Annotated in this window: 13 protein-coding genes; 8 read left to right on the top strand and 5 right to left on the bottom strand. The window is 68.7% G+C overall.

The features are described from left to right. Positions 1–139: 139 nt before the first annotated feature. Positions 140–1,180, top strand: coding sequence for an NAD(P)-dependent alcohol dehydrogenase (locus ACYQ5L_RS33435; RefSeq protein WP_459962182.1), 1,041 nt, complete (start codon positions 140–142; stop codon positions 1,178–1,180). Here the strand turns inward: ACYQ5L_RS33435 and ACYQ5L_RS33430 are convergent, their stop codons facing one another. Next, on the bottom strand, positions 1,181–2,107 hold the full coding sequence (locus ACYQ5L_RS33430; protein WP_459962181.1) for an alpha/beta fold hydrolase: 927 nt from the start codon (positions 2,105–2,107) through the stop codon (positions 1,181–1,183). 20 nt (positions 2,108–2,127) lie between these two features. Continuing rightward, complete coding sequence (locus ACYQ5L_RS33425; protein WP_459962180.1) at positions 2,128–3,000, bottom strand: hypothetical protein; 873 nt, start codon at positions 2,998–3,000, stop codon at positions 2,128–2,130. A gap of 304 nt (positions 3,001–3,304) precedes the next feature. On the opposite strand from ACYQ5L_RS33425, the gene ACYQ5L_RS33420 reads away from it, so the two are divergent. Together ACYQ5L_RS33420 and ACYQ5L_RS33415 are read left to right on the top strand one after the other, a co-directional pair. Next, a complete protein-coding gene (locus tag ACYQ5L_RS33420) occupies positions 3,305–4,828 on the top strand; it encodes an amino acid permease (protein ID WP_459962179.1) in 1,524 nt (507 codons plus the stop codon). A gap of 146 nt (positions 4,829–4,974) precedes the next feature. Continuing rightward, complete coding sequence (locus ACYQ5L_RS33415) at positions 4,975–5,259, top strand: hypothetical protein (protein ID WP_379201783.1); 285 nt, start codon at positions 4,975–4,977, stop codon at positions 5,257–5,259. 66 nt (positions 5,260–5,325) lie between these two features. On the opposite strand, the gene ACYQ5L_RS33410 is transcribed toward ACYQ5L_RS33415, so the two are convergent. Beyond that, positions 5,326–5,961 (bottom strand): DUF305 domain-containing protein, encoded by a 636-nt coding sequence (locus tag ACYQ5L_RS33410; RefSeq protein ID WP_459962178.1) that lies wholly within the window; start codon positions 5,959–5,961, stop codon positions 5,326–5,328. An 89-nt stretch (positions 5,962–6,050) separates the two neighbouring features. Further along, positions 6,051–6,554 carry a hypothetical protein gene (locus ACYQ5L_RS33405; protein ID WP_459962177.1) on the bottom strand — a complete coding sequence of 168 codons (504 nt, stop codon included), beginning with the start codon at positions 6,552–6,554 and terminating at the stop codon, positions 6,051–6,053. Between the two features lie 93 nt (positions 6,555–6,647). Here ACYQ5L_RS33405 and ACYQ5L_RS33400 point away from each other — a divergent pair, with 93 nt between their 5' ends. Beyond that, a complete protein-coding gene (locus ACYQ5L_RS33400; protein ID WP_459962176.1) occupies positions 6,648–7,565 on the top strand; it encodes a ribonuclease Z in 918 nt (305 codons plus the stop codon). Between the two features lie 53 nt (positions 7,566–7,618). Then, positions 7,619–9,295 carry a DUF885 domain-containing protein gene (locus tag ACYQ5L_RS33395; RefSeq protein ID WP_459962174.1) on the top strand — a complete coding sequence of 559 codons (1,677 nt, stop codon included), beginning with the start codon at positions 7,619–7,621 and terminating at the stop codon, positions 9,293–9,295. Here ACYQ5L_RS33395 and ACYQ5L_RS33390 read toward each other — a convergent pair whose 3' ends face one another. Further along, positions 9,296–9,688 (bottom strand): hypothetical protein, encoded by a 393-nt coding sequence (locus ACYQ5L_RS33390; protein WP_459962173.1) that lies wholly within the window; start codon positions 9,686–9,688, stop codon positions 9,296–9,298. It abuts the gene before it with no gap. A 116-nt stretch (positions 9,689–9,804) separates the two neighbouring features. Between ACYQ5L_RS33390 and ACYQ5L_RS33385 the strand changes: the two genes are divergently transcribed. The 3 genes from ACYQ5L_RS33385 to ACYQ5L_RS33375 all read left to right on the top strand — a co-directional run bounded on the left by ACYQ5L_RS33385 (position 9,805) and on the right by ACYQ5L_RS33375 (position 13,408). Next, on the top strand, positions 9,805–11,208 hold the full coding sequence (locus tag ACYQ5L_RS33385; protein WP_459962172.1) for an MDR family MFS transporter: 1,404 nt from the start codon (positions 9,805–9,807) through the stop codon (positions 11,206–11,208). Between the two features lie 54 nt (positions 11,209–11,262). Further along, a complete protein-coding gene (locus ACYQ5L_RS33380; RefSeq protein ID WP_459962171.1) occupies positions 11,263–12,408 on the top strand; it encodes a class I SAM-dependent methyltransferase in 1,146 nt (381 codons plus the stop codon). Between the two features lie 73 nt (positions 12,409–12,481). Continuing rightward, positions 12,482–13,408, top strand: a complete 927-nt coding sequence (locus tag ACYQ5L_RS33375; RefSeq protein ID WP_459963626.1) for an LLM class F420-dependent oxidoreductase — start codon at positions 12,482–12,484, stop codon at positions 13,406–13,408. Positions 13,409–13,627: the final 219 nt, after the last annotated feature.

Below are 13,627 nucleotides of genomic sequence, written 5' to 3'. Positions count from 1 at the left end.
GGACGGCAGCCTAGACTCGAGTCTCATTTTCGGGAGCGTTTCCGGGAACATCGTTAGACATTCCGTCATTCGATAGACGCAGTGTATAGCGAGTGTTACGTTGTGCGCCAGATCACAAGCTCTCAGCCGAGGAAGCACCATGCGCGCACTCCAGTGGACAGGCCCGGAAACCGTGGCGGTCAACGACATCCCGGTCCCCGAGATAGGACCCAATGACCTGCTGCTGCGCGTCGGCGCGGCGGGCGTCTGCCATTCGGACCTGACCCTGGTCAACTTCCCGGTCCGGCTGCGCGAGGATCCGCTGACCCTCGGGCACGAGATCGCCGGGACCATCGAGGCCATCGGCTCCGACGTGCACGGGCGCGAGATCGGCGAGCGCGGGCTGGTGTACCTGTTCTGGACCTGCGGCGTATGCCGCGAATGCGTGAGCGGCAATGAGAATGTCTGTCTCGCGGCCGGTCGCGTGGCCATGCCGCCCTGCCCGGGGCTCACCATCGAGGGCGGGATGGCGGAATACGTGCGGATTCCGGCGAGTTCGTTCGTGCCCATCGGCGACCTGGACTTCCTGCAGGCCGCGCCGGTGGCCGATGCGGCGCTCACCGCCTACCACGCCATACGCGGCGCGCGGGATGTGCTGCGGCCCGGCGGCACCGCGGTCGCCATCGGCATCGGCGGTCTCGGCCATGTGGCGGTGCAGATCTTGCGGGCCATCACCGGAGTGCGGGTGATCGCGGTGGACGTGGCGCAGGAGAAACTGGAACTGGCCGCCGATTGCGGTGCGGACCTGGGCATCCTGTCCGATGACAGCACCGCGCGGCAGATCCTCGAATTGACCGGCGGCCGCGGCGCGGAAGCCGTATTCGACTTCGTCGGCGTGGACGCCACCGCCAAGCTGGCCGTGGAGACCGTCGCCCCCAATGGCGCCTATCGCATGGTCGGAATCGGCGGCGGCGCACCGGAGATCACCGCCGGGCCCGCGGGCGGGCCGGGCTGGCCGTGGGGCGCGACCGTGCGGAAATCACTGGGCGGCACCAGAAGCGATCTGCACGACTGCGTGGCCCTCGCGCAGGCGGGCAAGCTGCACATGGAGGTCGAGCGCTTCGATCTCGCCGACGGCCCGGAAGCCTTGCGGCGCTTGGACAAGGGCCTGATCCGGGGCCGCGCCGTGCTGGTGCCCTGATCAGCTCGCGTCCGCCAGGAACTTCCGCATCCGGTCCGCGATCTCCTGCGGGAACTCGCCATTGATGGCGTGCGAGGCCTCCGGCCACACCTCGAGCTGTGCGTTCGGCAGCGCCTTGCGCGCCTTGGCGACGATCCGGCGCGAATCGTGCACGATGCTGCGCCCGGCGTAGATGCCGAGCACCGGCGCGGTGATAGCGGAAAGCTGTTGCTTCGTAGGCTGTTTCGTCATGGGCAGAAAGGCGGCGAAGTCACGCATGCCGGAGGCGATGAGCTTGCCCTCCGGCGTGTCCTCGGGGGCCGCCGCACCGCCGGAGATCCAGGACAGCAGCTTGTTGCGCCAGCGCTCCGGCATGCCCGGCAGCACCGAGCCCAGTGAGACGGCGATCATCTTCCAGCTGAAGCCGCCGAAGACCGACGGGGCGTCCAGGATTGCCAGTGACGCGACCCGATCAGGATGGTGCACAGCCAGATTCACGGCCGACCAGCCGCCGATGGACACCCCCAGCAGGTGCACCGGATCCGGTCGCAGACCCCGCAGCGCCTCGGCCAGCCACGCGGCCTGATCCAGACCGTCGGTGAACGGTTCGGATTGCACGCTCAATCCCGGCTCGCCCAGCAGGTCCAGGGTGACGACCGGCCGCACCTCGAGCAGGCTCGCCAGGTTGGCCGCCCACAGGGGCGTCGCGGCCTGCCGCCCCGGCAGCAGCACCAGCGGTGTGCCGTCACCGTCGCCGAATCGGAAGGCCCGCACCGTGCCGAACCGGGTGGGCACGTCCACCGACTCCCGCGGGGCCGGGAGCTTGTCGAATCCGGCCTGGTAGGCGCTCCGATAGCGGGCGTATCCGGCGGCCTCGCGGAAGTATCCGATCCGCTTGCCCTTGAACGAGGACCCCACATTGTGTTCGGGGAAGTCGACCGTCGTCATGGGACCAGCATCCTCCGTGTTCATTTCAACCGTGCGATGCGGTGCGCCAGCCAGCGGCGGTCCTCGTCGTCGTGGGCGTGCTCGACGATCTTGCGGCGGGTGGCGGGCGAGAGCGCCGACAGCAGCCGGTCGACGCGATTGCGGGTGTCCCAGCGCCGCAGATAGCGGGCGGCGCCGGCGGCCGCCCGCCCGTGCGCCTGCTCGGCGGCGCGCACGAAGTCCGCCTCGTCCTCCCCGTCCGCCAGCACGGCCGGAACATCCTCGTGCGCAGGGTAACCCGAGTATTTTCCGGAACCGCTGGCGAACCAGGCCAGCAGGACGGTGAGACGGTCCACCGGATCCGGATACGCGGCCAGCAGCCGGCGGCGCACCGCGGTCATGGTGGCCTCGTCGGGCAGCCGGCCGCTGGCCGAGATGGTCAGGAAATCGTGCCGGAAATCGATCAGCACCGGCGGGATCTGCGCCGCCCACAGGCGCGCCTGCTGTTCGGACTGCTCCCGGCGGCGCTCGGCCGCCCGGTATTCGGCCAGCGGCCCGGTCACCCCGCGCACGGCCAGCCATTCCAGGGAGCGCACCCCGTCGGCGAGGACGGCGTCCTGGGCCCAGCCGTTCCAGCGCAGCGAATACCCGTGGTGCAGGGTCACGGTGGCCAGCCGCGTGCCCGCGGCATCGTAGAAGTCCAGGGCCACGTCGCCCCAGCACAGGCAGATGAATCCGGGGAGATCGGCAATGCGCAGCGCCTCGCGCAGCGCTCGCACGGCAACCGGGTCGCGTTCCTCGAGCAGGGGTGTGGAATCACCGCCCAGTTCCCGCACGCCGACCGCATGGGCGCTCGCCAGCACCCGGTCCAGGGCGTCGAGATCCCCGCTGGCGGACTCACCCCCGAACGGCATACCCAAACAGTATCGGGACCGGCCGGTCGTGCGCCGGGCCTCTGACCGGGTGCAATAGGGTGAATGTTGTCCGACAGGTTGCTGAACTGGTTCGTACCAGTGGGTGATAACGTTCGGTGTGACGCCGACAACTCAGGTCCCACCCCGGGCCGAGAGCTTGAAACGGGGCAGGACCAGCTGATCTGTCTGCCGGCCGCATGCGAAGGCGAAAAATCTGACACCGGTCTGTCGCCCGTCCACAAGACATAGCGACCAACCGGTGCTGAACTGCATTGTTGCCGATAAGCCAGACATAGGAGAGACAGTGGCGATTTCGGACCCCACGCCGAATGCGGCCGGACCGAAGCCGGGCCGCAGCAGCGGACTGTTCCGCACCAAATCCGTCGAGCAGTCCATTCGCGATACCGACGAACCCGATGCCAAACTCCGCAAGGACCTGACCTCCTGGGACCTCACCGTCTTCGGTGTCGCGGTCGTGGTCGGCGCGGGCATCTTCACCCTCACCGCGCGCACCGCCGGCAACCTCGCCGGGCCCTCGGTCTCGCTGGCCTTCGTCTTCGCCGCCGTCGCCTGTGGCCTGGCCGCGCTCTGCTACGCCGAGTTCGCCTCCACCGTGCCGGTCGCGGGCAGCGCCTACACCTTCTCCTACGCCACCTTCGGTGAGCTCGCGGCGTGGATCATCGGCTGGGACCTCTTCCTGGAGTTCGCCCTCGCCGTCTCCGTGGTCGCCAAGGGCTGGTCGCAGTACCTGGGCGTGGTGCTCGGCGGTCGCGCCACCACCATCGAGATCGGATCGGTCACCTTCGACTGGGGCGCGGTGCTCATCATCGCGGTGCTCGGCGTGCTGCTGGCGCGCGGCACCAAGCTGTCCTCGCGGGTGTCGGCGGTCGCGGTCGCCATCAAGCTGGCGGTCATCGCGCTGGTGATCGTGGTGGGCCTGAAGTACTTCAAGGTCGACAACCTGTCGCCGTACGTGCCGGAGTCCAAGCCGTCCGAGACCGGCGCGAGCGGTCTGCACCAGACCCTGTTCTCCGCGGTCACCGGCGGCGGCCACAGCACCTTCGGCTGGTACGGCCTGCTGGCCGCGGCCTCCATCGTGTTCTTCGCCTTCATCGGCTTCGACGTCGTCGCCACCGCGGCCGAGGAGACCAAGAACCCGCAGCGCAATGTGCCGCGCGGCATCCTGGGCTCGCTGGCCATCGTGACCGTGCTGTACGTGGCGGTGTCGCTGGTGCTGACCGGCATGGTGCCCTACACCGAGCTGGAAGGTAACTCGACGCTGGCCACCGCCTTCGCGGCGCACGGCGTCACCTGGGCCAAGAACCTCATCTCCATCGGCGCCCTGGCCGGTCTGACCACCGTCGTCATGGTCATGTACCTGGGCCAGACCCGTGTGCTGTTCGCCATGTCCCGCGACGGCCTGCTGCCGCGCAAGCTCGCGCACACCGGCCACAACGGGACGCCGGTGCGGCTCACCGTCATCGTCGGCGTGGTCTGCGCGCTGCTGGCCGGATTCGTGGACTTCGGCACCCTCGAAGAGATGGTCAATATCGGCACGCTGTTCGCCTTCGTCATGGTGTCGGTCGGCGTGATCGTGCTGCGCCGGACCCGTCCGGATCTGCAGCGCGGCTTCCGGGTTCCGCTGGTGCCGCTCATTCCGATCCTGTCGGTGCTGGCCTGCCTGTGGCTCATGTTCAACCTGTCGGTGGAGACCTGGCTGCGGTTCATCGTCTGGATGGTGCTCGGCATGGCCGTGTACTTCGCCTACGGCCGGCGGCATTCGCTGCTGGGCAAGGCCGGCGCGGCGCTGGGGAAATCCGGTAGCTGATCGGCTGCTCTTGTTGGCCGCGGTTGGTGTGTCGTCGCGTACCGACCTGGCGGGATGATGTGTAATTGCTCTTACTAGTAAGAGTTGTGAACAGAGTCCCGCCACGTCAGCACCATCTCAGCAGCCGAGAGGAACCGATCGTGAGCATGCTTCTCGCCGTGCACGAGACGTACACCCACGTCGTCGCGCAGATCGGCAATCCGACACCGGAGACGCCTCCGGTCGCGGACAAGCTGATGAAACTGGTCCGGTATTTCACCTGGTTCGTCATGTTGTCGGGGGTGACCGCCATTACCTACGGCGGCGGCAAGTTCGCCTGGGAGAAGTGGAGCGGCGGCGCGCTGGATTCGCCGAAGATGGTGGCGGGGGCCATGATCGGCGGCGCCACCGCCACCAGTGCCGGCACCATTATGAATACGGTCATCGGCTGACGGTGACAGCCGGGCAACGGGTACGCCGGAACGGCGTACCCGTTGTCATTTCACCGATGCGGGCGGTTAGCTCTGGCGCAGCATGGTCTTCATCTGATCGATCTCGCCCTGCTGCCCGGTGATGATCGCCTTGGCCATGGCCTTCGCATCCGGATTGACGCCGTCGGTGAGCTCGGCATTGGCCATATCGACCGCGCCGGTGTGGTGGTCGATCATCATCTGCAGCCACTGCTTGTCGAATTCGGCGCCCGACAGCGTCGCCAGCGTCTTCATCTGATCGTCGGTCATCATGCCGGTCATACCGCCGTGACCGCCCTCGTGCCCGGTGGTGGTCGGGCTGGGCGCGCCCTTGCCGAAAGCCGTGAGCAGCGTGGTGATCTGCTGCATCTCCGGGCCCTGGGCCTGTTCGATATTCTGCGCGAGGGTGAGCAGCTCCGGATTCTGCGAGCGGCTCGGCACCATCTTGGCCATCTCGATCGCCTGCGCGTGATGCGGGTACATCATCTGCAGGAACATGACGTCGTCCTCGTCGAAATCGGTGCGGGTGGCGGCCTGCGCCGAGGTGGTCGCGGTGGCGGACGTGCTGCTGTGATCCATGCCGGACGTGGACGAATCGTCATTATTGCTACAGCCCGCGGCGATCAGGGCGACGGCGGCGGTGCCGGTGACGACGGCGAGCTTGATCCGGGTGGGGGTGAACATGGTTGTACTCCTTGGCAATTGCTGATGAACCTGAAAAGGGCATGCGAAAACCCGCGTCCGCGTGCGTGATACGCGGCAGCGGCGGCCCATCAGATCCGCAGAATCGCCAATTCGGCCAAGGTGAGCACCGTCCACGGCGGCGGCCGGGCCCGGTGCGCGCGCAGGTGTCGCACTGTCGTCGCGGCGGTCTCGCGGTCCCGCAGACCGACCCAGCCCAGCAGGGCCAGGCCCAGCGCGAGCAGGAGGGCGGCCAGGACGAAGACGCAGCCGTGCGTGCCGGCGTGCCCGTCACCGCAATCGCAGTCCGGTGTGACCACGGCGCGGAGTTCGCCCATCATGGCGGTCTGCACGGGGGCCGTGGCGGGCGGAGCGACGTGCGCGGCCGTATCGTGCGCGGCCGTGTCGTGCGCGGCCGTGTCGTGCGCGTGCTGGCCGGCGGCGACCGCCACCGGCATCGGGTGGTCGCTCATTGCCTCGTGTGAGCCATGGCTCATGCCGAAGACGGCAATGTGCATGGCGACGATTCCGGCGAGCAGAACGAACAGCGCGAACGCCCGGATGTACCGGGTGAGAGGCGCAGGCTGTTCGACCACGGGGGCTATTTTATACCCCTGCCTGGTATTGCTCCGGGGCGCGCCCGGCTCGGCGGCAGGGCCCGCAGCAGACCGGGCGGTACCCTGAGCGCCGTGTCACAGCGCGAACTGGTCATCCTCGGAACGGCCAGCCAAGTACCGACCAAGCAGCGCAATCACAATGGCTACCTGCTGCGCTGGGATGGCGAAGGGGTGCTTTTCGACCCGGGGGAGGGCACGCAGCGGCAGATGATCCACGCCGGAGTGTCGGCCACCGACCTCACCCGCATCGGCATCACCCACTTCCACGGCGACCACAGCCTCGGGCTGGCCGGGGTCGTGCAGCGCATCAGCCTCGACAAGGTGCCGCAGCCGGTCGACGTGTACTACCCGGCCTCGGGGCAGCAGTACTACGAGCGGCTGTGCTACTCGACTTCCTACTATCAGAACGCCGAACTCCGAGCGCACCCCATCGCCGAGGCGGGTGAACTGCCCGTGCCCGCAGCGCCTTTCGCCCTGCGCGCCGTGCGGCTGTCGCATCCGGTGGAGACCTTCGGCTACCGGATCGACGAACCCGACGGCCGCCGCATCCTGCCCGAACGGCTGGCCGAGCTCGGGCTCTCCGGCCCCCTGGTCGGCCGCTTGCAGCGGGACGGCGAGGTCCGAATCGGCGGCCGCACCGTCACCCTCGACGAGGTGAGCGAACCCCGGCCCGGCCAGAGCTTCGCCTTCGTCATGGACACCCGCCTGTGCAATGGCGTGTACGAACTCGCCGCGGGCGTGGACATGCTGGTCATCGAGGCCACCTTCATCGACGGCGACGCCCACCTGGCCGCCGAATTCGGCCATCTCACCGCGGGCGAGGCCGCCGCCGTCGCCGCCCGCGCCGGTGTCCGCACCCTGGTCCTCACCCACTTCTCCCAGCGCTACCGCACCCTCGATCAGCATCTCGCCGAGGCGCGTTCCCGCTTCCCGGGCACCATCGTGGTGGCGGAGGACCTGATGCGCATTCCGCTGCCACCGCGCCGCTGACCGCCGCGGAAATGCGCGGCGGGGCCGGAGCAAACAGAGCATGATGGGATGTTATGGATGCCCACGAGGAACTGATCGCTCTTGCCGACCGCTACTGGGACGCCGTGCTGGAATCCGCGCCCAGCGAGGCAACCCTGTTGGGGGACAGGCGATTCGATGATCGGATCGAAGATCTCTCGGAGGCCGCCGAGCAGCGGCTGCTGGAGACCTGGCGGGGATTGCTGACCGAGGTCGACGCCCTCGATCCCGAACGTCTGAATGCCGAGGACCGCACCACCCGCAGCCTGCTGCGGGCCGAATTGGCTTCGGCCGTCTCGAATCTGGAGTGGCGGCCCGCGGAATTGGCCTCCGATCAGATGACGGGCGTGCACGCGGCCATGCTCACCCTGGCGCCGCAGCTCAATGCGCCGGAACCGGAGAACGCCGAGAAATTGGTGGTGCGCTTCCGTCAATTCGGCACACTGATGTCGCAGGCCACGGACCGTTTCCGCGCCGGGCTGGCGGCCGGGCGCCGGCCCGCGCGCATTGCCATCGAGCGCTCGATCAACCAGCTCGACGGCTATCTGGCCTCCGACATCGCCGCCGATCCGTTCACCACCTTCCCCGGCCCGGCGGACTGGGACGGCGAAAAGGCTTGGCGCGCAGAACTTGCCGACGTGGCGCGCAATGTCATCCGCCCCGCCTTCCGCGCCTACCGCGAGGTGCTGGCCAATGAGCTGCTGCCGCAAGCCCGTTCCGATGAACAGCCCGGGCTGAGCTGGCTCGGCGAGGACGGCGCGAATATCTACACTCGGCTGCTGCGCCAGCACACCACCCTGCCCGATCTGGGGGCCGAGGAGATCCACCAGCTCGGCCTGGACGAATTGGAGAAGCTGCGCGGTGAATACGCCGAGATCGGCGCGCGCCTGTTCGGCCTGACCGATCAGGCCGAGATCTTCGCCCGCCTGCGCGAGGATCCGTCGCTGCGCTACACCGAGGGCGAGGAGATCATGGCCGACGCCCGCCGCTGCCTGGCCGCGGCCAATGCCGAGATGGGCGACTGGTTCGGCCGCTTGCCCCGGCAGTCCTGCGACATCCTCCCCGTCCCGGACTTCCTGGCCGCCGACGCGCCCGCCGCCTACTACTTCCCGCCCGCCGCCGACGGCTCCCGCCCCGGCGCGTACTACGTGAACCTGCACGATGCCAAGGGCCGCAATCGCTTCGAGACCGCGTCCGTGGCCTATCACGAGGCCATTCCCGGTCACCACCTGCAGCTGACCATCGCCAACGAGCTCGACCACCTGCCGCGGTTCCAGCGAATGTCGTTCTCCAACACCGCCTTCGTCGAAGGCTGGGCCCTCTACACCGAACGCCTCGCCGACGAGATGGGCCTGTACCCCGACGATCTCAACCGCCTCGGCATGCTGGCCGCCGACTCCTGGCGCTCCTGCCGCCTGGTGGTGGACACCGGCCTGCACGCCAAGGGCTGGACCCGACAACAGGCCGTCGACTTCATGGTCGCCAATGCCCCCGTCGGCCTGGAGGAGATCCGCATCGAGGTGGACCGCTATATCGCCATGCCCGGTCAGGCCGTCGCCTACAAGGTCGGCCAGCTCGAGATCCGCCGCCAGCGCGCCGCGGTCGAACAGCGCCTCGGAACCGCCTTCGACATCAAGGCCTTCCACGACAAGGTGCTCGGCTCCGGTTCGGTCAGCCTGCCCGTGCTGCGGGAGCTCGCCGCCGAGCTGTGACTACCCGGTCCGGTCCGGCTCTCGCCCGGCCCGCGCCCAGGCGATACCGAATGCGAGCGCGAAGGCCAGGTGGACGAGGAGGAACACCCGGGCGAGGTCGCGCGCCTCGCCGCTGAGGACGCCCCACACGTCGTTTCCGGCGACGACGGCGAAGCCGACGAAATTGGCCAGGACGACGGTATTGCGGATGCTCGCCGGTGAGCTGTTGCGGGACATCCAGTTCAGCACCGCGATACCGAGGAACGGCCCGCCGAGCAGCCGGAGCAGTGCGAGCAGTTCGGGTTCGGCGTCCTCGGGTACGGCGCCCACCCCGAATCGTGCGGGCACCACCAGCAGTGCGAGGCCGATGGCCGCGAGGTAGAGCGCTGCGGTGACGAGAAGTGGTTTGAGCATGTGAAAAGCCTGCATCGGATGGCCGCGTCGCGGTGCGGAATCTCGTGTGCAGGAATACCGGGACCGGACCGGTGTTCGCTCTTGTTGATGAGGATTGCTAAAGGAAGGGGTTGCCGGTGACGGCCACCGATGCGAGAACGTCCGTCGGCCTGCGCTCCGAGCGCGGTCCGGTACTGGCCGCGATCATGCTGGCCACCAGCCTGGTGGCGCTGGACTCGACCATTATCGCGACGGCGGTTCTCAGCATCACCGATCAGCTCGGCGGGTTCGCCCAATTCCCTTGGCTGTTCTCGATCTACCTGCTGGCACAGGCGGTGTCCGTGCCCATCTACGGCAAGCTCGCCGACACCGTCGGCCGCAAGCCGATCATGCTGTTCGGCATCGCGGTGTTCGCGCTGGGGTCGCTGCTGTGCGGGCTCGCCACGAGCATGGTGGCGCTCATCGTGTTCCGCGCGATCCAGGGCATCGGGGCCGGTGCGGTGGGGCCCATGTCCATCACCATCGCGGGCGATATCTACACCCTGGAGGAGCGGGCCAAGGTGCAGGCGTACCTGGCGGGTGTGTGGGCGGCCTCCTCGGTGCTGGGGCCGCTGCTGGGCGGAGTGTTCTCCGAGTACGTCAGCTGGCGGTGGATCTTCCTGATCAACCTGCCGCTGTCGGCCGTGGCTGCCTGGATGATCTTCCGGCAGTTCACCGAAAACACACCGCGCCAACGGCATCGGATCGACTACCTCGGCGCGGGGCTGCTCACCGCCGGCGCGGGGGCGCTCATCCTGGCCCTGCTCGAAGGCGGGCACGCCTGGGCGTGGACCTCCCCGGCCAGCCTCGCCCTCTTCGGCGGCGGCGCGCTCATGCTGGTGGTGTTCGGCGTCGTCGAGCGGCGCGCGGCGAATCCCATTCTGCCGCTGTGGGTGCTGACCCAGCGGGTGCTGGTGGCCAGCAGCCTGGTGTCGCTGCTGGTGGGCGCGATCCTGCTCGGGTTGACCTCATATGTGCCGACCTTCGCGCAGGGTGTGCTCGGGACCAGCGCGCTCGTCGCCGGACTCACCGTCGGCGCGCTCACCCTCGGCTGGCCGCTGGCCGCCTCCCAGGCCGGAAAGGTGTACCTGCGCATCGGTTTCCGGGCCACCTCGCTCATCGGCAGCGCGCTCGGCGCCATCGGGGCGCTCTCCTTGCTGCTGGTGGACGAGGACTCCACGCTGTTGCAGGTCGCGATCGGATGTTTCATCGTCGGCGCGGGCATGGGCATGGTCGCCAGCCCCACGCTGATCGCCGCTCAGTCCAGCGTCGACTGGTCCGAACGCGGGGTGGTCACCTCCACCAATATGTTCGCCCGCTCCATCGGCAGCGCGGTCGGCGTCGCGATCTTCGGCGCGCTGGTGAATTCCCGGGTGGGCGGCGTGGACCATCCCGCGCCGGAGGATCTCGTGCCCGCCGTGCACCTGGTCTTCCTCGGCGTGGCCGCGGCCGCGGTGGTCATGGTGGTGGCCGCGGCCATGATGCCGCGCGCGAAATCCTGACCAGCGGCTTCCCCGACTGGGAGTCTTCGGCAACGATCTAGCACACTAGGGGGCGTGGTCGAGGTCGAAGACGTGCTGAGCCGGTTGCGGCGGTATCCGGATGTGGAGGCGGTGAACCTCTACGCGGTGGACGCTGCCGATCGTTTGCTGCTCGATGAGGCGGCCGCCGCGCTGGCCGCGGCGGGGGACGGGCGGGTCACGGTCATCGACGACGGATACGGCGCCCTCACCCTGGGCGCCATCGCCGCGCACGACCTGCACGGGGTGCGGGTGCACCAGGACCTGCTCACCGGAGAACTGGCGCTGGCCAACAATGCGCGCGCGGTCGGGCTCGCGGACCGGTACACCGCACACGAACTCGGGCGGGCGCTGCTCAGCGAGGCGACCGTGGTGCTGTGGCGGCTGCCCCGCGCGTTGTCCGGGCTGGCCGAAACCGCCGACGCCATCGCTCGATTCGCCGCGCCGGGGGTGCAGGTCTTCGCGGGCGGCCGCGACAAGTACCTGACCCCGGCCATGAACGAGGTGCTGGCCGAATCCTTCGCCGAGGTGCGCGCCAGCCGCGGCCGGCAGAAATCGCGGCTGCTGCTCGCCGCCGGACCGAAAGTCGTTGGCGAACCGGTCTTCCCGGTGCGCAACCGGCTCGACGATCGCGACCTCGAGGTGGTCGCGCACGGCGCCGCCTTCTCCGGTTCGAAGTTGGATATCGGCACCCGCTTCCTGCTGGACCATCTCAAACGCATGAAGCCCGATGCCCGCGATGCCATCGATCTGGGTTGCGGCACCGGCATTCTCGCGGTCGCGCTGGCCAAGGCCCGGCCCGGCATCGTGGTCACCGCGACCGACCAGTCGGCGGCGGCCATCGCCTCCGCCCGCGCCACCGCCGAACTCAACGAGGTCGCCGATCGCATTCAGGTGCTGCGCGACGACGCCATGTCCACCGCGCCGGACAACAGCGCCGATCTGGTGCTGTGCAATCCGCCCTTCCACGTCGGCGCGGCCGTGCACACCGGGTCGGCCATCAAGATGTTCCAGCAGGCCGGGCGGGTGCTGCGGCCCGGCGGCGAGCTCTGGACCGTCTACAACACCCACCTCAACTACCGCGGCGTCATGGAGCGGCTGGTCGGCAGGACCGAGGTAATGGGCCGCAATCGCAAGTTCACCGTCACCCGCTCGGTGCGCGGCCTGCACGCCGCGCGCTGAGAGATTCGGGCCACTCCAGGGGACCGATCGTGAGCCGGGCGAACGACCGGAACACAATGGACCCATGGCCCGAATCGATCTTCGTATCTTCACCGAGCCCCAGCAGGGCGCCGGCTACGACACCCTCCTAACCGTCGCGAAGGCCACCGAGGACCTCGGCTACGACGCCTTCTTCCGCTCCGACCACTACCTGGCCATGGGTGACGCCGACGGACTGCCCGGCCCCACCGACGCCTGGATCACCCTGGCCGGCCTGGCCCGCGAGACCAGCCGCATCCGGCTGGGCACCCTGGTCACCGCCGCCACCTTCCGCCATCCCGGCGTCACCGCCATCCAGGTCGCCCAGGTCGACGCCATGTCCGGCGGCCGCGTCGAATTCGGCTTCGGCGCAGGCTGGTTCGAGGCCGAGCACGCGGCGTACGGCATTCCCTTCCCGGCCGACAAGTTCCCCCGCTACGAGGAGCAGCTGGCCGTCATCACCGGCCTGTGGTCAACCCCGCTGGGCGAGAAATTCTCCTACGCCGGCGAGCACTACACCCTCACCGACTCCCCGGCGCTGCCCAAGCCCGCCCAGCCCAGGATCCCCGTCCTCATCGGCGGCACCGGCGCCAAGCGCACCCCGCGCCTGGCCGCCCGCTACGCCGACGAGTTCAACGCCCCCTTCCAGTCGCCCGAGGCCAGCGCCGACCTGTTCGACCAAGTCCGCAAGGCCGCCAAGGAAGCCGGTCGCGACCCGCATGAGCTCACCTACTCCAATGCCCTGGTCGCCTGCGTCGGCGCCTCCGAGGCGGAGGTCGCCCGCCGCGCCGCCGCCATCGGCCGCGAGGTCGACGAGCTCAAGGCCAACGGCCTGGCGGGCAGCCCCGACGAGGTCGTCGAGAAGATCGGCCGCTACGCCGAAATCGCCGGAACCAGCCGCATCTACCTGCAAATCCTGGACCTCGGAGATCTCGACCACCTCGAACTCATCGCCGACAAGGTCATGAGCCAGCTGCGCTGATAAGAGGGCGTGGGGCTTTGCCTCACCGCGCTGAGCGCTGTTAAGGGGGTGTGGGGGCTTTGCCCCCACCCCTCCTTCTCTTCGCGCCGAAGGCGCGTCGTGCAGGGCGCGATCCCGGTAAAGGTCGGGTAAAGTCCGACAGGTCTGATCCGTGCCCATCTGGGAACTTCCCCAGGGCACGGATCGTTGGCACGGTAGTAACGAGGCCACGATCGCCGT

It is taken from the genome of Nocardia sp. IFM 10818, assembly GCF_054655275.1.
The sequence above is the reverse complement of the archived record's forward strand: the minus strand, read 5'-3'. Positions and strand labels throughout refer to the sequence as shown.